The organism is Moorena sp. SIOASIH, assembly GCF_010671925.1.
Classification (GTDB): Bacteria; Cyanobacteriota; Cyanobacteriia; order Cyanobacteriales; family Coleofasciculaceae; genus Moorena.
This window is the reverse complement of the sequence record NZ_JAAHIH010000001.1, coordinates 1,234,784-1,255,357: the sequence shown is the minus strand read 5'-3', so window position 1 is coordinate 1,255,357 and position 20,574 is coordinate 1,234,784. Positions and strand designations below refer to the sequence as shown.

Annotated in this window: 18 protein-coding genes and 1 tRNA gene; 11 read left to right on the top strand and 8 right to left on the bottom strand. The window is 45.2% G+C overall.

The genetic code is table 11. The features are described 5' to 3' along the window. The first annotated feature begins 21 nt into the window (after positions 1-21). The gene (locus F6J90_RS05615) at positions 22-210 is read left to right on the top strand and encodes a hypothetical protein (RefSeq protein ID WP_293091475.1); all 189 of its coding nucleotides are present in this window, start codon (positions 22-24) and stop codon (positions 208-210) included. Positions 211-642: 432 nt separating this feature from the next. Then, on the top strand, positions 643-858 hold the full coding sequence (locus F6J90_RS05610; RefSeq protein ID WP_293091474.1) for a hypothetical protein: 216 nt from the start codon (positions 643-645) through the stop codon (positions 856-858). Between the two features lie 25 nt (positions 859-883). Here the strand turns inward: F6J90_RS05610 and F6J90_RS05605 are convergent, their stop codons facing one another. Continuing rightward, entirely contained in the window at positions 884-1,018 is a 135-nt protein-coding gene (locus F6J90_RS05605) for a hypothetical protein (RefSeq protein WP_293091473.1), read from the bottom strand. A 94-nt stretch (positions 1,019-1,112) separates the two neighbouring features. Between F6J90_RS05605 and F6J90_RS05600 the strand changes: the two genes are divergently transcribed. Continuing rightward, positions 1,113-3,269 carry an AAA family ATPase gene (locus tag F6J90_RS05600; protein ID WP_293091472.1) on the top strand — a complete coding sequence of 719 codons (2,157 nt, stop codon included), beginning with the start codon at positions 1,113-1,115 and terminating at the stop codon, positions 3,267-3,269. Between the two features lie 412 nt (positions 3,270-3,681). Continuing rightward, entirely contained in the window at positions 3,682-4,272 is a 591-nt protein-coding gene (locus tag F6J90_RS05595; protein ID WP_293091471.1) for a hypothetical protein, read from the top strand. Positions 4,273-4,375: 103 nt separating this feature from the next. Here F6J90_RS05595 and clpB read toward each other — a convergent pair whose 3' ends face one another. From clpB to fghA, 5 genes are all read right to left on the bottom strand, one after another. Continuing rightward, positions 4,376-7,003 (bottom strand): ATP-dependent chaperone ClpB, encoded by a 2,628-nt coding sequence (clpB, locus tag F6J90_RS05590; protein ID WP_293091470.1) that lies wholly within the window; start codon positions 7,001-7,003, stop codon positions 4,376-4,378. 131 nt (positions 7,004-7,134) lie between these two features. Next, positions 7,135-7,311, bottom strand: a complete 177-nt coding sequence (locus F6J90_RS05585) for a hypothetical protein (RefSeq protein ID WP_293091469.1) — start codon at positions 7,309-7,311, stop codon at positions 7,135-7,137. A gap of 170 nt (positions 7,312-7,481) precedes the next feature. Further along, positions 7,482-8,228: a rubredoxin-like domain-containing protein gene (locus F6J90_RS05580; RefSeq protein WP_293091468.1), complete on the bottom strand. Its 747-nt coding sequence runs from the start codon at positions 8,226-8,228 to the stop codon at positions 7,482-7,484. A 180-nt stretch (positions 8,229-8,408) separates the two neighbouring features. After that, a complete protein-coding gene (locus F6J90_RS05575) occupies positions 8,409-8,618 on the bottom strand; it encodes a hypothetical protein (protein WP_293091467.1) in 210 nt (69 codons plus the stop codon). Between the two features lie 101 nt (positions 8,619-8,719). Continuing rightward, positions 8,720-9,571 (bottom strand): S-formylglutathione hydrolase, encoded by an 852-nt coding sequence (gene fghA / locus F6J90_RS05570; RefSeq protein ID WP_293091466.1) that lies wholly within the window; start codon positions 9,569-9,571, stop codon positions 8,720-8,722. Between the two features lie 140 nt (positions 9,572-9,711). Between fghA and F6J90_RS05565 the strand changes: the two genes are divergently transcribed. From F6J90_RS05565 to F6J90_RS05550, 4 genes are all read left to right on the top strand, one after another. Beyond that, positions 9,712-9,984: a glutaredoxin family protein gene (locus F6J90_RS05565; protein WP_293091465.1), complete on the top strand. Its 273-nt coding sequence runs from the start codon at positions 9,712-9,714 to the stop codon at positions 9,982-9,984. 113 nt (positions 9,985-10,097) lie between these two features. After that, positions 10,098-11,618: a UDP-N-acetylmuramoyl-L-alanyl-D-glutamate--2,6-diaminopimelate ligase gene (locus F6J90_RS05560; protein WP_293091464.1), complete on the top strand. Its 1,521-nt coding sequence runs from the start codon at positions 10,098-10,100 to the stop codon at positions 11,616-11,618. A 354-nt stretch (positions 11,619-11,972) separates the two neighbouring features. After that, positions 11,973-13,055 carry an RRXRR domain-containing protein gene (locus tag F6J90_RS05555; protein WP_070390945.1) on the top strand — a complete coding sequence of 361 codons (1,083 nt, stop codon included), beginning with the start codon at positions 11,973-11,975 and terminating at the stop codon, positions 13,053-13,055. A gap of 62 nt (positions 13,056-13,117) precedes the next feature. Next, on the top strand, positions 13,118-14,554 hold the full coding sequence (locus F6J90_RS05550) for a DICT sensory domain-containing protein (protein WP_293091463.1): 1,437 nt from the start codon (positions 13,118-13,120) through the stop codon (positions 14,552-14,554). A gap of 19 nt (positions 14,555-14,573) precedes the next feature. Here F6J90_RS05550 and F6J90_RS05545 read toward each other — a convergent pair whose 3' ends face one another. Further along, entirely contained in the window at positions 14,574-16,301 is a 1,728-nt protein-coding gene (locus tag F6J90_RS05545) for a HAMP domain-containing sensor histidine kinase (protein ID WP_366513693.1), read from the bottom strand. A gap of 305 nt (positions 16,302-16,606) precedes the next feature. Between F6J90_RS05545 and F6J90_RS05540 the strand changes: the two genes are divergently transcribed. From F6J90_RS05540 to F6J90_RS05530, 3 genes are all read left to right on the top strand, one after another. Then, positions 16,607-17,791, top strand: coding sequence for an NAD(P)H-quinone oxidoreductase subunit H (locus tag F6J90_RS05540; RefSeq protein WP_293091461.1), 1,185 nt, complete (start codon positions 16,607-16,609; stop codon positions 17,789-17,791). A 590-nt stretch (positions 17,792-18,381) separates the two neighbouring features. Next, complete coding sequence (locus tag F6J90_RS05535) at positions 18,382-18,726, top strand: hypothetical protein (RefSeq protein WP_293091460.1); 345 nt, start codon at positions 18,382-18,384, stop codon at positions 18,724-18,726. Between the two features lie 446 nt (positions 18,727-19,172). Beyond that, positions 19,173-20,441 (top strand): MFS transporter, encoded by a 1,269-nt coding sequence (locus F6J90_RS05530; RefSeq protein WP_293091459.1) that lies wholly within the window; start codon positions 19,173-19,175, stop codon positions 20,439-20,441. 9 nt (positions 20,442-20,450) lie between these two features. Here the strand turns inward: F6J90_RS05530 and F6J90_RS05525 are convergent. Next, positions 20,451-20,524 (bottom strand) — tRNA-Arg (locus F6J90_RS05525). Positions 20,525-20,574 lie beyond the last annotated feature (50 nt).

The window sequence follows — 20,574 nt, the reverse complement described above, 5'->3', positions numbered from 1 at the left end:
AGGATAATTGGGAGGTCAAAGTTGTCAAAAGATGTGTCAGAAGAAAAACAAGTTAGCTACAAACTATTTTTGCCTGAATCCTTACGGGCAAAATTCAAATCTATGTGCGCTCTCAAGGGAGTCACCATGAATCATATCTTATTGGAGTTGATCGAAGAATGGATAGAGGACAATAAACCTCCTTCATCCCCTAAGCAGAAGAAGAGTTAATCGGCTGATATAGGTTGAACAGTGCTGAATGCGGAATGGTAAGAGCTAATTGCTGAGTTATTTCGTAAGTATTCAGCTATCAGCGTGTCGCGTATCAGCTAATGCGCTACAGATGGTGCTACTTGATGTGCTATCAGCTATCAGCTCATGCGCGACGCGCACGCTACGCGAACAGCTTTTGAATAAGCGATCCAGTGGCCTCACGGGGGTTTCCCCCACTCGCGCTTGGGATCAAGACAAAAAGTAAGCATTGGTTTAATCTCTGTTAAGTCGGCTGACGGCTGACGGCTAACGGTCACACCGTAAGCATATGCGCTACAGATGGTGCTACTTGAGGTGCTATCAGCCTATGGGCGTAGCGCATATGGTTACATGAGTAATTAATGCGATTGGCCGTTGGCCACGCTACGCGAACGCTAATAAAAGACAATAATGAAAGACAATTCTAAATTATTTGACGAACTGAAGAATCAAGCCCTTGATTCAGACCATGAGCAAGGGTTGATAGCCCTTGGTGAGGAATTGCTCAAAGAGTTTGATAGTGGGTCATCAGAAGCCGTGACTGGTATGGCTCGTTATCGGTTGGAAAAACATCGAAGTGCTTACAAAAAAGCGTACACAAAACTGATGGCTACCATTGGTCTATAGGATTTACATTTGAGTTGTGAAAATACTAGCGTTTGGGAAAGGCAAGAGGCAAGAGGCAAGAGGAACCCACCCCTAACCCCTCCCAGGAGGGGAAGGCAAGGGGCAAGAGGAACCCACCCCTAACCCCTCCCAGGAGGGGAAGGCAAGAGGCAAGAGGCAAGAGTTAATCAAATATTATATAGTAATTTTGGGGAATGTAAAAAACTGTAATATATTTTAATAATTCCTTGGTAAAGGCTATATGAAGAGTGTCTATGGAAAACTATCGACTGGTATCAGTCAAGATAAAGGGGTTTAGAGGCTTTCCTGAACAAGCCGGAGAACGGGAATTTCGGTTTGATCAAGCCTGCACATTAATTGTAGGAGCTCAGGGGGGAGGCAAAAGTAGTACCCTGAATGCGATTGAGTGGTGCCTATTTGGCAAAGATGTCGCTAATAAAAGTGCTACTAAAATTGAAGAGCGCAAGAATTGGTTAGTGAAAAACCAATCTTCAAGGGAGACTACTGTCGAAGTTATCTTTGAAGGCAATGGCGAAATACTGAAGGTGTATCGGAGTGACCGCAAACGTCGTGGTAATCCCAAGTTTTACTATCAGATTAATAATGGTTTGTGTCATGAAGATGAATCTGAATTGCGGGTGATACTGGGTGTAGAATTGTCTGACTACATGAGTTGTGTGTACCTACATCAAGAAACTATCAGTGCGCTACTGATTCAGGAACCAAGAGAGCGCAAAAATGCTCTGGATCGCCTCATGGGTTTGACGGATTGGCGCAATTTATTGGATGGAATTAAGCGAGCTAAAGCCCAGGAAGAGTTTAAAAAAATTGATCAAGAGTTTAGTCAGATTATCAGCAAAATAGAGACAGCAAAAGCGATTAAGGAAAATGACTTAGGTCTAGCGGAAGAAGAGGCAATCTTTCATGATATTCCCCTGAGCCAACTATCCCTCAATGGAGCAAAAGCTATTTGCCAAGGGGTTGAAAAGGCAGTGGAGACCTTTGCCAAAGACTATGGATTGCTGGTGCCGTCTTTACCAAAATACCAAACTACTGATGATTTGGAACGGTTTGTAGATGGTGGTAAGGAGGCAATTAAACAATTACGTAATGCTCAGCCCGACTGGGAACGGCAGAAAGAATTGCTGAATCAGCAAAGTGAATTAAATCGTTTGAAAGCTAACGTTGAAACCAAGGTGATGGAACTCAACCAAAAAGAAAACGAGATTCAGCAACTGGAAGCTCAATACGGCACGCTATCAGGAGTTGTGGCAAAAAAAAATCAAGTTGAACAAGAAGAGTTACCGGCCAATAAAGCGAGTCGAGACACTATCAACAATCGTGCCGGTATCATTATCGAAACCCTGAAATTTCTGGATTCAGTACAGGAAGATAAATCACAGAATTGTCCCGTTTGCTCTACACCAATTAATCCAGTTCAGTTGCGTCAGGAATTAGCATCCTGGCAGCAAGACATGGCGTTACAGCTAAAACCGATTCAGAAGGAGATTCGGGAATTAGAAACAGCAGTAGAGGATTTACAGAGACTGATTAAAACCTTTGAGCGGTTGCAACGGGAACGGTTAGATAAGGATAAAGGATTACAACAAGCAAAAAATGCGATCGCAGTAGCTTTAGAAACAGAAATTAATGACTCGGCTCACGCTCTGGCTCTGCTCAATCAAGCCATTACTGAAGTAGATCAGGAATTAGCCAGGATTCGCACCGCCGTTGAGCAAAGTAATCAGCGTATCGATAGCATTGATCAAGACTTGGAAAATATTAAACGGATTATTACTGTCCTGCGTTATCGCCAAGAGGTAGATAATTTGTTTTCGATTCAAGATTGCCCTGAATATAAAGAGGTTGAAGGAGCAAAAGCTGACTTGGAAGCCTTCTGTGACCGATTGTTAACTATTAGTGAAGCTGTACAGGAAGTGCTAGGAAACTCAGCTAAAGAGAAAATCGATGCTACCAGAGCAGCAATTTCTAGTATATATCGTCAGCTGGCCCATCGCAGTGACTTTCCAGATATTGAGATTGACCCAGACAAATATGAAGTGATGGCGGTGGGATATGGAGAGTCAGAAGTTGCCTTACGACTGTTGAACAAGGGTGATATAAATTGTGCTGCTTTGAGTATATTTTTAGCCCTAGCAACTTCAGAGCAATTGACTCATAATATCGGTTTCATGGTGCTAGATGACCCGTCGCAAAATCTAGACCCAGTCCATAAAGAACGGTTGGCTCAGGTCTTGGATCAGGTATTGGATAAAAAACAATTAATTATTGCAACTTCAGAAGATGATTTCGTCGAGCAGCTAAGTTTCAAGCTAACTAAGCCCAACAAACTCTACCGATTGGGACAGTGGACACCAACTCGTGGACCAACTATCGAGGGTAATGGGTAACAGAATGTAGAATTAAGAATTAAGAATGTAGAATTAAGAATGTAGAATTAAGAATGTAGAATTAAGAATGTAGAATTAAGAATGTAGAATTAAGAATGTAGAATTAAGAATGTAGAATTAAGAATGTAGAATTAAGAATGTAGAATTAAAAATGTAGAATTAAGAATGTAGAATTAAAAATGTAGAATTATATATTCTGGCTTCTGGCTTCTGGCTTCTGGTTTCTGGCTTCTGGCTTCTGGTTTCTGGCTTCTGGCTTCTGGCTTCTGGCTTCTGGTTTCTGGCTTCAACCTTCAACCTTCAATTTTATGCCTTCTCAATTCTCAATTCTTCATTCTTCATTCTTCATTCTCAATTCTCAATTCTCAATTCTTCATTCTTCATTCTTCATTCTTCATTCTTCATTCTTCATATGGATGCATCAACATTCAACCATTTAACCACCATTCAACAACACCTGAATAGTCGGTCTAGAAAAGATAATGGGTTTGGCAAAACTTGCCAGATTTTTATAGCGATTACCTTCTGTCGCTTGGGTTTTCAGGTAGAAAACTATTCCTCTCAAGGTGTAGATATCGATAGTTGGAATCACCCCTACTTTCCTAATCTTTCCATTGAAGTCAAGACCACCATTAAACATACGGTGACACTAGGACAGAAGGATGTGGATGGCTTGAAGAAAAAAGCAAGAGAAGGATATGAACCTATCTTTGCGGTTTTGAGATTAGAGTTATTGTCAAATTGGATTATCGCCAAAGCCAAGGGAATTAAGGCAGGTAATCATCCTGTAGGGAGACTACAAACCTCAGTAAGAGCAATGCCGGAACTGCAAGATCAGGTGAATCAGGAATTCTCTAGGGTTGTCAATCACTATGGCGCTATAGTATCAAGTATTCCGGCTGAGGAAGTTCTCACGTACTTGGATAAGTGTTTGGATAGGGAGAAACTAAAACTAGTACCAAAAGGAAGTGGTATGGCACTGCGGGCAAGGTATAGGTTTTAGGGTTAGGGTATACTTTTTCCCCTAAGCATTCAGCTGATAGCTGACCACTTAGGGCTGAATGCTTAGGGTTGCAGCAAACAATACCCTTCAACCTTTCTACCCTTCAATTGGACTCACTGATCAACAACTGAGCAGGCAATCGCTGAAAGGAAAGCCGTTCATTGTTCACATCCACAAAGATAGTGTCCCCATCATTAAATTCACTCCTGAGAATTCCCTTAGCAATAGGAGTTTCCAACTCCCGCTGAATAGCTCGCTTCAGGGGTCGTGCTCCAAAAACAGGGTCATACCCTAATTCTGCCAAAAAGTCAAGAGCAGCATCGGAGAGTTTTAGGGACATCTTGCGGTCTGCTAACCGTTGCTCTAAGCGCAGGGTTTGCAGCTGGACAATATTGCGCAACTGATGTTTTTGCAAGGTATGGAAAATAATCACCTCATCAATCCGATTGAGGAATTCGGGACGGAAACTAGAGCGCATCGCTTCCATGACCCGACTCCGCATTTCCTCATACTTGGAGTCATCCCCAGCTACATCCAGAATATACTGGGAGCCAATATTGCTGGTCATGATAATAACGCTATTCTTGAAATCTACGGTATGCCCTTGAGCATCAGTAACTCGACCATCATCAAGGATTTGCAGCATGACATTAAAGACATCCGGGTGTGCTTTTTCGATTTCGTCAAATAGAATTACCGCATAGGGACGTCTACGGATGGATTCGGTTAACTGACCTCCTTCTTCGTAACCCACATAGCCTGGAGGAGCACCAATCAGTCGGGAAACGGTATGCTTTTCCATATACTCGGACATATCGATTCGCACCATAGCCTCCTCAGTGTCAAACAGATAGGCTGCTAAGGCTTTTGCCAATTCTGTTTTACCGACACCGGTAGGACCGAGGAAAATAAAGCTAGCGGTGGGACGATTGGGGTCAGCTAATCCCGCACGCGATCGCTGAATAGCATCGGCAACAGCAGTAACGGCTTCCTCTTGGCCAATCACCCGCTTGTGTAGTTCTTCTTCCAGGTGTAGTAGCTTCTCTTTCTGAGACTCAACCAGCTTACTAATGGGAATTCCAGTCCACTTAGAAATAATTTCGGCAATGTCAGCTTCTGTAACTTCTTCCCGCAGCAGGGATTTACTACTGGTTTGGTTCTCGGCTAGCTGTTGCTCAACAGTTTCCAAGGATTTTTGCAACTCGGCTAACTTGCCGTATTTTAACTTAGCGGCTCGGTTGAGGTCATAATCCCGTTCTGCTTGTTGAATTTCTACGTTAACTCGATCAATCTCTTCCTTAATCCCCTGAATCCGGTCAATCACATCTTTTTCTGATTGCCACTGGGCATTCAAAGTACGCTGTTCTTCTTTTAGATCAGCCAGTTCTTTTTCCAGTCTTTCCAGTCTTTCGATGGAGGCGAGATCAGTTTCTTTTTGTAAAGACAACCGTTCCATTTCCAGCTGGATAATTTTGCGGTCAATTTCATCGAGTTCTTCTGGCTTGGAAGTAATTTCCATTTTTAGCCGTGCTGCCGCTTCATCCATTAAGTCAATGGCTTTGTCTGGTAAAAAGCGATCGCTAATATACCGAGTAGACAAAGTAGCTGCTGCCACTAAAGCACTATCGGCAATTTTAACCCCGTGGTGAACTTCATACCGTTCTTTAAGACCTCGTAGAATCGAGATAGTATCAGCTACACTAGGTTGGTCAACATAGACCTGCTGGAAGCGTCTTTCGAGTGCTGCATCTTTTTCAATGTACTTGCGGTACTCATCCAGAGTAGTAGCACCGATACAGCGCAATTCACCCCGTGATAACATTGGTTTGAGCAAATTTCCCGCATCCATTGCTCCTTGAGAAGCACCAGCACCGACAACGGTATGGATTTCATCGATGAACAGGATAATTTTGCCTTGGGAATCGGTAACTTCTTTTAGTACCGCTTTCAAGCGTTCTTCAAATTCTCCCCGAAACTTAGCCCCAGCAATCAATGCGCCCATATCCAGAGCAATCAATTGTCGGTCTTTGAGGGATTGAGGCACATCACCGGCTATAATCCGTTGTGCCAAGCCTTCAGCAATAGCAGTTTTCCCAACACCAGGTTCCCCCATCAGCACTGGGTTATTTTTAGTACGGCGCGAGAGAATTTGAATCGTGCGCCGAATTTCATCATCTCTGCCAATAACTGGGTCAAGCTTTCCCTCCCGCGCCGCCTCTGTCAGATCACGTCCATATTTTTCCAGTGCTTGGTATTTGCCCTCTGGATTTTGGTCGGTCACTTTCTGATTCCCTCGAATGTCAGCAATGGTAAGTTTAAGCCTATTTTCATCTAGTTTAAACTTCTGGAATAATGACTTACCAAAGCGGTCATCTTTCAGATAAGCGAGGATCAGATGCTCAATCGAGATATAATCGTCTTGGTATTCTTTACGATAGGACTCTGCTCGGTCTAGCAAGCTATTCATGCTGCGTCCTAGGTAAACCGAGTCGCTATTCCCAGAAACCTTAGGTTGTTTTTTGATAAAAGATTCCGTTGCTTCCCTTACCCCTTGCACAGAGACTTCCGCTTTGTTCAGAATACTGGTAGCGAGTCCATCTTGATCCAGCATCGCCTTCATCAAGTGTTCCGTTTCGATTTGTTGTTGGCGTCCGGCTTTAGCAACATCTTGGGTGTGTGCGATCGCTTCCCAGGCTTTTTCGGTAAACTGGTTAGGGTTACTTGGTTGCATCTCTAATCACTCATTCCTCTAACTGTTCACAATTCTAAAAAACCCAGTGGGATCCCATAGATCGGTCTTCACGTCTTCTGTTTGGGATATTGCCGTCCTCAAAGCCAGGTAAGCTGGTTTTCATTTAAATTCTATTGTTTTGACAGCAGGGGAGCAGGAGAGCAGGGGAGAGGGTTTGACGGTTTTTTTTCAAAGCGATGCAGAGGTGCGACCCGTGGCGAATTTAATTCGCCTACGGAAAACGCACCATTACGGTCTTGGGGGAAACCCCCATGAGCGACTGCATCAAGAGACTGAATAATAACCAATTTAAATGCGCAACAGCTTAATAACCAAAGTTGCTAGTTACAAAATGCTGTTTGCAATGTGGAATAACAGATTAAAATCGATAATTGCTGCTATTAATCCTAGATAGTTAATGGTTTTAATTTCGGCGTTGCTTAATAATGGAATGATTAAGCAACGCCACTTATTGAATTTATCTAGCTGTATCAAGTAGGTGCTTGAAATCCTCACGCCAGCTATCGAAGTCAGTAAAAAAGTTGAAGCCACATACAACCTCAAGGGATCTCTCGGAAAGAATATCTAGTATCCGTGATGCACGTTTACGGGTTTTATCTTTTGGTCCAAAGGGGTTTAATTGCATACTAGACCCTGGAGGGAAGGCGTAGTCACAAATAAACAAGACCTTGTCATAGACATATATCATGAACCCCGGTGTATGCCCACCAATATAGAAAGCTTCAATACCATGCTCGGTGAAGTCACCATAAATTTTGTTGTCAATCGGAAATTGCTGGACAAGTGGATGCTCAGCATCGTTAACGTGGAGATAAACTTTAGCATCCCATAAATCACGATACTGGTTGGATGCACCCATGAAATCCTTATGGGTAAAGTAAATAGCTTCTACTGGCTCCAAGTCTCGATTGAATGCTGATGGACAATCAATCCAGACCGCACCACTATCGGTTTCAATGCGATAAGCAGCATGCTCCATACCAAGACGAGGCACAGAAATCAATTGTGTAACGTAGTTATTTATCTGGTGTGGGGTCACTCGATAGGTTTGCTCTGCCTCATCCCAAGTAACGAATTTGTCATGGCGTGCTCTACAGAACGGACAGACATCAGGCATTTCACCAATCATGTTATAGCCACAAACGGTACAAACCCATTGCTGATGGTTCACAGTTGAAGCCAACATTTCACCTTCATTAGCCATATTCAGAACCTCAATGTACTGATGTTGACATTAATTTGTTTTTATTTTACTAGTATTTACACCATTTATGCGCTTAGTTAATGAGGATTTTTTTGACAACAGATTATTATCAAATCTGTATATTATTCTAGTTTATGGTTAAATAAAACTGGGTTTAGTAGTGATAAATTACCAGTTTTTTTAGAGTTTTTGATGAACCTGAATAGCAGAAGTATTGTCCACACTTCCAACCTCGACTTTTTCAGCAAGCTTGGGAGCGATGCAGCGCGGTCTTGGGAAGGCAGCGCGGTCTTGGGGAGGCAGCGCGGTCTTGGGGAGGCAGCGCGGTCTTGGGGAGGCAGTGCGGTCTTGGGGGTTCCCCCCATGAGCAACTGCCGTGGTTTCCCCCATGAGCGACTGCCGTGGTCTCCCCCATGAGCGACTGCCGTTCCCCCAGCGACTGCCGTGGTTTCCCCCACTCGCTATTGCATCAAGAGATTGTCTCAATTTTTTCAATCCAACAAAGCCTCAGCATGATGGCTGATATGGTCTTTTATAAAGGTGGCGATAAAATAGTAACCATGGTTATAGCCGACCTGGAGACGGAAAGTCAGGGGCTGATCTGCTTTTTCACAAGCCTTCTCAAACACCTCAGGGAGCAACTGCTGCTTCTCGTAAAAGGGGTCAGCGGTGCCTTGGTCAATCAAAATTGTATGGTTATAATTGGCTGTCAGCACCAGTTCGCTGGCATCGTAGGCTCGCCATTTATCTTGGTCTGTGCCGAGGTAATTGGTGAATGCCTTCTGACCCCAGGGGCTGCGCATTGGAGCAGCAATGGGAGCAAAGGCAGAAACGGATAGGTACTGCTTAGGGTTCCTTAAGGCACAAATCAAAGCGCCATGACCGCCCATAGAATGACCAAATATACCTTGTTTCTCCACTTGCGCGGGGAAATGTTGGGCAATTACCTCCGGTAACTCGTAGACAACGTAGCTATACATTTGGTAGTGAGCTGACCAAGGTTCAAGGGTGGCATCTACGTAAAAACCGGCACCAGACCCCAAGTCCCACTCATCGTCCTCACCTGCAATTCCTGTATTCCGAGGGCTGGTATCTGGAGCGACCAGCATCAATCCATGCTTGGCAGCAAATCGCTGAGCACCTGATTTTACCATAAAGTTCTCTTCTGTACAAGTCAGACCTGAAAGGTAATATAGAACTGGAACGGATTGGACTTTCGCCTGAGGGGGTTGGTATACGGAAAACCCCATCTCGCTCCTACAAGTCTGAGAGTGATGAGTGTAAAAACCTACTGTACCGCCAAAGCAACGGTTTTCTGAGACGAGGCGAAGGTCTGTGGACATGGGGCTGGTTCAAATAAACGTACCATGAAGGCGAATGTAGCTGTCCAGCATTTTAACGTTTCTTCAGGTGTGTTTGCCGAAGCTGCTCTTAACTTTACTAAACTACCTTCTAAATAAACAATTTTCAACTAACTTGCCTGATGGAATTAATTCTTTACAGTAAACCCGGTTGCCATCTTTGTGAGGGATTGCTTGAAAAGCTAGAGATGATTGAAGGCTTAACCTTTAAACTAGAGGTTCGAGACATTACCAGTCGAGATGATTGGTTCCAATCCTATCAGTATGAGGTGCCAGTACTATGTATCAACCACTGTGGTCAGGAAAAGCTCCTGCCTCGCCCCTCTCCTCGTGCTAGCGTTGAACAATTGCAGCGAATGTTACGGAAATATTTCCCTGTTAGTGAGTCAAAATAGGCGATACATCAGATTGACGGTTGACGGTTTGACTGTTAAAGCTTGATGGTTGACGGTTGACTGGTGGCTGTGATGATTCGATAGATATTATAGTGTCGTTTGGTGGGATAGATATGAAGCTAAGGGAATTATTAGCCAAAATTGCCAATAGTGTGGAAATGCCTAGCCCCGAGGGTCTTGATGTAACCGTTACAGGCATCTGTACCAATTCCCACGCCTGCCAACCGGGGGATTTATTTATCGGAATGCCAGGCACTCGGGTAGATGGTGGAGAGTTCTGGGAAAGTGCGATCGCATCTGGGGCAGTAGCAGCGATAATTTCTCCCCAAGCGGCTGCCAAACATCCCCCCCAGGAACTTTCACGGGAAACAGGAGTTTGTATAATTGCCGCCGATGACATGACCACCGTGTCTGCTCAAACCGCCGCAGCCTTCTACGACTACCCAGCACAGCAGCTAAGGCTGATTGGAGTCACTGGTACCAATGGCAAAACTACCACTACCCATCTGATTGAATTTCTGCTCGCTCATAGCTTATGTCCTATCCCCACAGCACTTTTGGGTACCCTATATGCCCGTTGGCCAGGTTTTGAGCAAACAGCAAGCTATACTACACCATTTGCAGTAGAATTGCAACAACAGCTCCACTTAGCGGTCAAAGCAGGTGCCCAAATGGCAGTGATGGAAGTTAGTTCTCACGCCTTAGCACAAGGTCGAATCCAGGGCTGTCCGTTTGAGGTGGCGGTGTTTACCAATCTCACCCAAGACCATTTGGACTATCACCAGAACATGGATGATTACTTCAGCGCTAAAGCTAAGCTGTTTAGTGCTGACTATCTCAAAGGCCGGGCAATTATTAATGCTGATGATTCCTATGGAGAGCGGTTAATCCAACAGTTACCAACTGAGCAAGTCTGGAGCTATAGTATCCAAAACTCATCGGCTGACTTCTTTTCGAGGGACTTAAGCTACGATCCAACAGGGGTTAGAGGAATTATGCATACTCCCGTAGGAGAGGTTAGCTTCAATTCGCCCCTAGTGGGTCAATACAATCTGTCTAACTTGCTCGCAGCAGTAGGAACAGTTTTAGAGCTGGGTTTGGATTTAGAATCAGTAGCAGCAGCGTTGGCTCAATTTCCAGGAGTGCCAGGGCGGATGGAACGGGTGCAAATTCAACCGGAACAAGATATTAGTGTGATTGTCGATTATGCCCACACCCCAGATAGTTTAGAAAACTTACTCAGGGCATCACGACCCTTTATTGAGGGCAAGATGATTTGTGTATTTGGCTGTGGTGGTGATCGCGATCGCACCAAGCGTCCTAAGATGGGGAAAATAGCGGCTGAGTTAGCTGATGTTGCTGTAGTCACCTCGGATAACCCTCGCACCGAAGACCCAGAAAGCATCTTAGAGGATGTTTTAGAGGGGATTCCTAAATCAGTGGAACCAATGGTAATTTGCGATCGCGCTACCGCCATTCGGACTGCCATCTTGCAAGCACAACCAGGGGACGGAGTGTTAATTGCTGGTAAGGGTCATGAAGATTATCAAATTCTGGGTACTGAAAAAATCCACTTCGATGACCGAGAGCAAGCCCGAGATGCTTTGATGAGTAGGTTACAGGTTATAGGTTAGCAAGTTGACAGTTATTTCAGCGGGCAGGTTGTAGATTATCACATGGAAGGTCAACGTTTAAGCTTTAACCAAACCACCTTTAACGAAACCACCTTTAACCCTAAGTCAATAACCCCAACCTACTGCGTTGTTCGCGTAGCGTGGCCTACGGCCAGGTTGAGGCTTGGAGAGACAACTAACTCTCCCAGGTTTGACTAGGTCATCGAGCCTCATTCTGGTACGCACGTACGGATACTTCCCCAGTCCGTACCACTGTAAGACTGTGTTGTCAGTCGCTTGCAGAAAGGACATATTGAATGAGGTGACCTAGGGGACGGGTAACCCCCAAACACTTTACTCGTGAGGATTATCTCCATGTTACGAGTCCCAGTAATTTCACCAAATGGACAACCCTTAATGCCGACAAAAGCCTCTAGAGCGAGACGTTGGGTTAAAGAAGGTAAAGCTGTCATCTACCCTAACGCCCTCGACATCTTTGCGATTCAACTAGTAGCTGAAGCATCAGGCGACGAAACTCAGTCGATTGCTGTGGGGATTGACCCCGGCAAAATGTTCACTGGCTTGGCTGTCCAGTCAGCCCAAGCCACCCTCTGGACGGGTCATCTGGTACTCCCCTATCCCAAGGTCAGAGACCGGATGGATACCCGACGCATGATGCGGCGAACTCGCCGTAGCCGTCGGATTAACCGCAAAATTCCCTACGACCAACGCGCTCACAGACAGAAGCGCTTTGAGAATCGGCTAGCCAAAAAGCTTCCCCCATCCATCAAAGCCAACCGTGATTTAGAGTTTCGTGTGGTCAGTGAGTTATTCGAGCTTTATCCCATTAGCCAGATCGTCTATGAAGTGGTCAAAGCCAAAGGGACAAAAGCTTTCTCTCCAGTGATGGTGGGGCAATACCAATCCATCCAACGCCTTGAGGCAACATTCACGGTCCCCGTCACCCAAAAGATGGGATGGGAGACCTCAATGGCACGAAAAGGGTTGGGGTTAGCCAAAGACAAGACCGATAAGAGTCGTCAGACGGCTGAGACTCACGCCAACGACGGTATAGCCTTGGCATCCTTCCCCTTCCGAAAAGTCAAGACCCAGTACTACCGCAACGGTAAAGTCGTGACCCCCACCGTGGCGGTGGTCACCCTTGCACCTTTCGCCGTGGTTTCCCGACCGCCAATTAGCCGTCGTCAACTCCACCTACTCCAATTTTCCAAGGGCGGTAAACGCCGAAAGTACGGAGGAACCACCACTCGCCACGGTTTCCGTAAAGGCGACTACGTGGAAGCTGTAAAAGCGGGTCAGACCTACCGAGGGTGGATCAGTGGCGATACGGCAACACAAGTTTCAGTGAGCAATAGCAACTGGAAAAGAATCGGACAATTCTCAGCCCGGAAAGTCCGATTACTCAAACGCTCCACGGGCTTACTTGTCAACTACTAAAAGGAGGCGGGGCTTTCCTCCCCACCCTATAGAGGGATGGGGTATCCAGCCGCGAAAATTCGATGAACCTGCCACCTAATCCAGAATTGTCTCTCTACCAGCTGGTTTTAGAGACTCTTGCCTCTCCCGAGTCTCTAACAATCACTCCTGTCACCCTCAAATCCCTAGTCACAGCCACCTTTGACCTGCTAATTGATCAAAACATCTCAGCCACAATTTGGGTCAAGCCACAGGGTGAGGGCTGGCACAGAGAAATAAAACGGTATCAAAAACACGTTGATGTACCCAAAACGATTTATCTGTGCCACTGTTTAGGAGATAACTGGAAAGAGGTAGTTAACCTGAACAGAGATTCTCAACTGTTTTCCCTACAGTTGGAGACTGACTCTCATCTAAAACAGGAATATTTCTTACTAATTCTCTGTGAGAACTATAGTAGTTTAATTGTGGCTTGCCAGCCTGAGCTGTCCAAATCGGAAAATTTAGCTGATAGTGAACTCAGTCAACCTTTGTTAGCTGTTTTTACCCTTGAGCAATCAGTAATTCGGCAGTTTTTAGAGGGGTTAAGCACAGTTATTGGAACCACTACAGCAAAGCAACGCAGCCATTGGGAAACCCTTTTAGCTACCCCTCAAAGCTCTAATCATAAACTACTAACCCAGTTGTTGGTTAAACAAGTACAACGTACAGAAGAAATTGTTCAGGATACCCTGGCAACACAGCCAATCGGAGAGATTAACCAATCTCCCCCATCACCCCCAGCAGTTCCTGAGCCGGTTGTGGTAGGGAAGAATTCCTTATCAAGGGTGGAGCCTTATATGAGTAATGAGATACTTCAGCGAGTGGCTCAGGAATTACGGACACCCATAACCAACATGAAAACTGCCCTGAAGCTGCTGGATGCCTCACAAATGAAGCTCGCCCAACGCCAACGCTATATTGGGCTTCTTTATAAAGAATGCGATCGCTTAAATTCCTTAGTGGCTGGATTACTAGAACTGGTTCAGCTAGAGGGTGACCCCCAAACTGATCAAACTTTGCCGTTGCAGCTAGCAGAGATTGTTCCTGGTATTGTCAGCACCTATCAACCCCTCGCCCAAGAAAAAGGCATCCAGCTCGGCTACACCATTCCTGCCAATCTCCCCTCAGTCTTGTTTTCAGAGGTTGGCTTGAGGCATATCGTGATTAATATATTGCACAACAGTTTAAAGTTTACTCCCTCTGGCGGTAAGGTTAGAGTACAGGCAACTCGTAAGGGCAAGTATGTTCAGCTAATATTTAGTGATACAGGTATTGGCATTGCTGAAAGTGACATACCTAAGATTTTTGACAGTTTTTATCGGGGTAGGTCAACACCAAGGGAAGACCTTGGTGCAGGGATAGGTTTAACCATTGTGCAACAGTTATTACAACGGGGCGGTGGTAAGATTTCAGTAGTTAGTCGATTTGGGCAAGGCTCCCAATTTAAAGTGTTGCTACCAATTGCCTCTGAAACTTAAAAAATCGTTGAGGTAATGGTCAACCAATCCCAGGCAGGGGTGTCTTAGCCAGGTCAGCTAACGGTAAAAATACTGTCATCACCTCACCCTGTTGGGGACGTTGCTTAACAATTAGTTTACCACCCAACGCCTGGAATAGATTTTTGGTCACATTCAAATTCAAACTGATACTACCCGTTTCTGGCTGGAAAGTCAGCAGCTGACCAAGGGACTTCAATGTCGGGCAATGGTCGTCAGCGATTGTTTCCCGATTAATCTGAGACTGGAATTGTAACTTCAGCTGGTTTCCAGCAGGTGTAACCTGTAACTGGATATGACCCCCTGTTGGAATAGACCGGGTGAAATTTTCCATCAAGCCAGTTAGTACCTGATCTAGCAAAGCGGGATGACTGACCACTGTTGGCAACTGTTGCGGTAAGACTACATCTAGGGTTAAATTACGCCGCTGTGCTTGTTTTTGCCAGCGGGGGATGCTGTTGTGAAAAACCCGAGCCAGAGATATACAAGTCAGGCTAACAGGGGTTTGCTTGGCTGCTGTGGTTTCTAATTCTACTGCCCGGAAAATCAACTCCATGCGGTTGATTTGTTCGCTACACTCATGGTCAATAATTTCTATACGCCGCATAACTTCTGGAGGTAAGTCACGACGTCTAAGCAGTAGTTTAGTCAGGGTGTGAATTGTAGTTAGGGGTGTCCGGATTTCATGGGTCAGAGCTCGGAGCAACTCAAGGTCAGGTGTAGCTTCAGAATTTTCTTTTGGCTGAACAGCAGAGATTCTAGGAAAGCCTCGCGCTTCATTTTTCACCAATCGTTGCCAGTTAGGCTCACTTCCTTTCTGTTTCTTGGCAAAGGGTGTACTAGAAGACCCATTTTGTGAGTGACTACCAGTTTTGACCCTATCCCTCTGATGCTGATTTGGTCTTGGCTGAACCATTGTTGACTCGGATATTGTAACCGGTATAGTCTGGCTCAGTTCTACTAAAGGCAGTTCTGGTAAATTCTTCAGAAGCCCACGACCAAAGTTCATTACAATGCGGTAATCGGGGGGCTTTGGCACAAATTTTTCGATTAAAGCTTCCAACTGCCTCAGATGATGAGAACTGCTCAGTAATAGTCTATGGCGCAGTGATGCCCAAACACGTTGGATATCCTCTGGGTCAAAGGAGAATTGAAAGCCTGGAAGGCCAAACTGGTCTTCCCCAGAGACCATGACTAAGCTAAAGTCTTTGGTAAAAACTAAACAAAACTGCTCCTTAGCTAAGGGGTCTCCTGGAAACAGGGGTAACCTGTAGGTCGTATTTTCTACAAATGGAGTAGTCTCAGGTTGAGCTGGAGGTAGCTGGAAGGGCATAAAAGCCCAGGGATTAAAGGCGTCGTTCGTAAAAATCCCAGTTTCGAAACTTGCCAGTAGCTCTCGATCACTTAAGACTGGAGCAGGACCAGCTAGAATTAGTCCTTGCTTCGAGGAGTGTTCGGGATTATGGCTTGTTGATCGGTTGCCTGAAACCCCTGGCAACAGCAACTGTTCCAAGGTAGCGATCGCACTTTGCCATTCCCGTTGAGCTTTAGCTGCTTCTGCCCTATGCTTGGGGTTAGCCCCTTCTCTTGTCCTGTGACTGCTAGTACCTACTGAACAAGTTTCAATCACAGTTGCTTGCTCTACTGAAACAGCAACCTTGTCATCGCTTCCAATTAATTCCTTTTGGGATAAAATTTCACTTATACTTGGTAATAACCACCTTGGCACCACAATCCACCCCCGATGCACAGCTAGTGCAGTAATTCAAACTATCAACTCCTTTGATAATGATGGTAATGTGATTGCTGATAGTTTAAGGATCGTAGAACCGAACTTCTACGTAGCAATTCCCGTTAACCTAGGCATTGGAAAGAAGGTGCTTAAACAGGAATTAACAGTTTTAATTAAGAATATCAAATTTTGCTGGCATTGTTAGAGTTAACAAGATAGGCCACCTTCCTGCCTCTGTTTTGGTAAGCTAATAGCTAGCGGCTAACAGCTAGCAGCTAATAGTTGGGGCAATTAATCAAAATATGGCAAAGATCGAGACCAGAACCGAACCCATGGTGATCAACATGGGTCCCCACCATCCCTCCATGCACGGCGTTCTCCGCTTAATTGTCACCCTGGATGGGGAGGATGTGATAGATTGTGAGCCGGTAATTGGCTACCTGCATCGAGGCATGGAGAAAATTGCCGAGAATCGCACTAACATTATGTATGTCCCTTACGTGAGCCGATGGGACTATGCAGCAGGGATGTTCAACGAGGCAATTACAGTCAATGCCCCAGAGAAATTAGCAGATATTCCGGTACCCAAACGTGCCAGCTACATCCGTGTGATCATGCTGGAGTTGAATCGGATTGCCAATCACCTGCTGTGGCTTGGACCATTCCTAGCAGATGTGGGTGCCCAAACCCCATTCTTCTACATCTTCCGGGAAAGGGAGATGATTTATGACCTATGGGAAGCTGCCACTGGACAACGGTTAATTAACAACAACTACTTCCGTATTGGTGGAGTTGCTGTTGACCTACCCTATGGATGGATAGATAAGTGCGAAGACTTCTGTGACTACTTTGACCCTAAAGTTGATGAGTACGAACGGTTAATCACCAACAACCCTATCTTCCGCCGTCGAGTTGAAGGTGTCGGTACCATTAGTCGGGAAGAAGCGATTAACTGGGGACTTTCTGGCCCGATGCTACGAGGTTCTGGAGTCAAGTGGGACTTACGCAAAGTTGACCACTACGAATGCTACGACGACTTCGATTGGGAAGTACACTGGGAAACCGGGGGTGATTGTTTTGCCCGGTATGTGGTGCGGATTAGGGAAATGCGGGAGTCTGTTAAGATTATCCGTCAAGCCTTAAAAGGACTTCCCGGTGGTCCTTACGAAAACCTAGAAGCCAAGCGGATGGCAGAGGGTCGCAAATCCCAGTGGAACGACTTCGATTATCAGTTTGTGGGCAAGAAAATTGCCCCTACCTTCAAGATTCCCAAGGGCGAACACTATGTCCGTCTTGAGTCTGGTAAAGGAGAACTAGGAATTTTCATTATTGGTGATAATAATGTCTTTCCTTGGCGTTGGAAGATTCGTCCAGCGGATTTCAATAACTTACAGATTCTGCCCCATATCCTCAGGGGAGTCAAAGTTGCCGATATTATGGCGATTCTCGGTAGTATTGACATTATTATGGGGTCAGTAGACCGTTAAATTAGGTCAATGGTTATAGGTCATAGGCTCAATGGCTCTAGGTTTTAAACTAACGGGGTTCTGGCAACGTTAGTTAGCTCCGCCTCAAGCACGGAAGCTCTCAAATAATCGAGTATTCCTCCTATTCTTTGCTAAGCTAGGAGGAATTTTTGATTTTAGGTGCCCTTGACCCATTAAGAATTAAATTCGCCACGGCTCGCACCTGTGGTAAGACTGTGATGTTAAGACAGCATTTAGCTGTCCGGCAAAATTCATCCCACACCTAATTCGCAGCATAGGTGTGGGATGAATTTTGCACAGAGTATGTATGGAATTGCTATAATATATGTACTGATAAACAAAGCCGTTCGCGAAGCGTGGCCAAAGGCCTTAAATGCTGGTTTGTCAGCTATTTAACTAGCGGAAAAATCGAATTTTTGTATTGTTCCGGCGCGGAGGGGCATCCCGTGTCGTTAATAAAGCTTGCCGAGTATCCGAACCGTTGGGTGGAGTTGGCAAGAAGCCCACACTGAACCTGTAAGGTCAGTGTGGGAGTATGTCACGGAATTCTAGGAATGTAGCTTCAAAGACTGAATAGTAAATTGCTGTCTATGAGTGAAAATCCCCCACCTATTAAAGTATTACGTCAGCGCCATGTAGGCTGGGATAAGCCTACCGAGGAAAATCTCAAAACTATTAAAACTATTGAGTTGTTATGGCGAAATTTGTTCGAAGCAATTTTTGATCCCATTGAAGATAACTGGTTAGAGCATTGGCAAAAGCTATACAAAACCATTCTGGAGGTTTGTTCTGATAACGAAGAGCGCCGCATTACTTTAGTCTACCTAAGCAATGTTAAGGATTTAACAAAAGAAGCTAGGGAATGGAAAATGTTGGTGACTTACCTGGAGAATACTAAAGACTGGGCTAGAAAATCGATTATTAGAGGCTCGTGAACTGTTAAATAAAATAGTATCGGAAATACTTTTGTGATAAAATTGAGCGCTCCATTATGCACTACCAGTAGCCAAGCTTGACCTGAGTTGTTGTTGCGTTCGCGTAGCGGCTCTTTCAGAGCATCGCCATCCTAATTAATTTGTGAACAATAATAGGTCGTGAGATTCTTCCCCCAACCTTGATCACCCCATCACCCGATCACCCTGTCTAAGCCTCTGGGCAAAATGTTAAGAAGAGTAAACTAAAGAAGTAGTATAAAGTCCGGTTAATTACTTCCCAAATATTCCCCGGATTTTTGGCTGTTCGCGCTTTGGCTTACAGGTAATTGTCAATTACCCATCAGCCAAAGCGCAAATACTCATTACCCGAGAAGGACTATGATGATTAGTCAACCGGATTTTATCTAACTATCTCAAGTGCCAGTTTTCTCAGGATTATAGAGCGCGTGAAAGTTTTTCAGACCCTGGAAGGGCAGCAACGCCAAAGTTTGCTGATTTTATTTACTGTAGGTCTGCTATTTTGGTCAAGCTTAACGTCTTTGTTGCCAACCCTGCCGCAATATATTGAAGACTTGGGTGGTACCAAGCAACAGGTGGGGCTAGTAATGGGTTGCTTTGCCATTGGTCTGTTGCTGTTTAGAAACCCACTGGGGCGTATGGCAGACCTGCGCAGTCGCAAGTTGGTAGTAATTATTGGTACTAGCGCTGTAGCTCTAGCGCCTTTGGGCTATCTATTTACCCAGTCGATTAGCCTGTTGATGCTGGTTCGAATGTTTCATGGCATCAGTATTGCAGCCTTTACCATCGGTTATCTGGCTCTAGTCACCGATTTGTCCCCTGTTGACAAGCGGGGTGAGTTAATTGGTTACATGAGTTTGGCAACACCGATTGGTTTAGGTCTCGGACCAGCGCTAGGGGGTTTTCTACAACAAGAGGTTAGCTACACGGTTTTATTCTTAGTGTCTGCAGCTCTAGGTGGGCTGGGTGTGCTGTTAGGGAGTCAGATTCGTGAACCAATCAGGCATGCTACACCTGAGCAGGAACAATCAGAATCTTGGTTAAACTCGATTTGGCAGCTATTGGTCAAACTATGGCAGTTGTTAACCAGCCCTGCTCTTGGAATTCCAGCTTTGGTAATGCTGTTGTTCGGTATAGTATTTGGAACAAAAGTTAGCTTTGTCTCTCTGTTTATTCGAGAGACTGGTATTAATCTCAATCCAGGATTGTTTTTCACAGCTGCTGCGATCGCTAGTTTTGTGATTCGTGTGTTAACTGGTCAGGCATCTGATCGCTATGGACGAGGAGTATTTATCACCGCTAGTGTGGTTTGCTATATCATCTCAATGTTGATGATTTCCCAGGCTGAAACGGGAGTTGAATTTTTACTAGCCGCTTTCCTAGAAGGAGCTGGCGTTGGACTATTCATACCGATGATGACTGCTTTGATGACTGACCGCTCCTCTGCTGACGAACGGGGTCAGGTATTCGCTGTCTGCATTAGTGGGTTTGATTTAGGGATTGGCCTAGCTGGGCCGATCTTTGGTTATTTCGCTGACCTCTTAGGATATCGAGGAATTTTCTCCTGTGGTGCTGGTATAGCATTTTTGGGACTGATTATCTTTATGACTAAGTCCAACAAAAATCTATCCCGTTCCCTCAGATTTGCCATCGGTCGTGAACGGGATTTATATGCTATAGACAATAGAATGCCTTAGCTTAAGAAACGGGCTAGGAGGGATTCGAACCCCCGACACCGTGGTCCGTAGCCACGTGCTCTAGTCCACTGAGCTACAAGCCCTTAACTGCTGCCACTTTTTTGTGGGTCAACAGTTATTTATCATAACACAT

Excerpts from the sequence above, each read along its gene's own strand:
- F6J90_RS05575 (WP_293091467.1), bottom strand. The coding sequence starts at position 8,618 with ATGGGGGAAACCACGGCAGTTGCTCATGGGGGGAACCCCCAAGACCGC.
- F6J90_RS05560 (WP_293091464.1), top strand. The coding sequence starts at position 10,098 with ATGAAGCTAAGGGAATTATTAGCCAAAATTGCCAATAGTGTGGAAATG.
- F6J90_RS05535 (WP_293091460.1), top strand. The coding sequence starts at position 18,382 with ATGAGTGAAAATCCCCCACCTATTAAAGTATTACGTCAGCGCCATGTA.
- F6J90_RS05600 (WP_293091472.1), top strand. The coding sequence starts at position 1,113 with ATGGAAAACTATCGACTGGTATCAGTCAAGATAAAGGGGTTTAGAGGC.
- F6J90_RS05540 (WP_293091461.1), top strand. The coding sequence starts at position 16,607 with ATGGCAAAGATCGAGACCAGAACCGAACCCATGGTGATCAACATGGGT.
- fghA (WP_293091466.1), bottom strand. The coding sequence starts at position 9,571 with ATGTCCACAGACCTTCGCCTCGTCTCAGAAAACCGTTGCTTTGGCGGT.
- F6J90_RS05565 (WP_293091465.1), top strand. The coding sequence starts at position 9,712 with ATGGAATTAATTCTTTACAGTAAACCCGGTTGCCATCTTTGTGAGGGA.
- F6J90_RS05610 (WP_293091474.1), top strand. The coding sequence starts at position 643 with ATGAAAGACAATTCTAAATTATTTGACGAACTGAAGAATCAAGCCCTT.
- clpB (WP_293091470.1), bottom strand. The coding sequence starts at position 7,003 with ATGCAACCAAGTAACCCTAACCAGTTTACCGAAAAAGCCTGGGAAGCG.
- F6J90_RS05550 (WP_293091463.1), top strand. The coding sequence starts at position 13,118 with ATGAACCTGCCACCTAATCCAGAATTGTCTCTCTACCAGCTGGTTTTA.
- F6J90_RS05555 (WP_070390945.1), top strand. The coding sequence starts at position 11,973 with ATGTTACGAGTCCCAGTAATTTCACCAAATGGACAACCCTTAATGCCG.
- F6J90_RS05580 (WP_293091468.1), bottom strand. The coding sequence starts at position 8,228 with ATGGCTAATGAAGGTGAAATGTTGGCTTCAACTGTGAACCATCAGCAA.
- F6J90_RS05595 (WP_293091471.1), top strand. The coding sequence starts at position 3,682 with ATGGATGCATCAACATTCAACCATTTAACCACCATTCAACAACACCTG.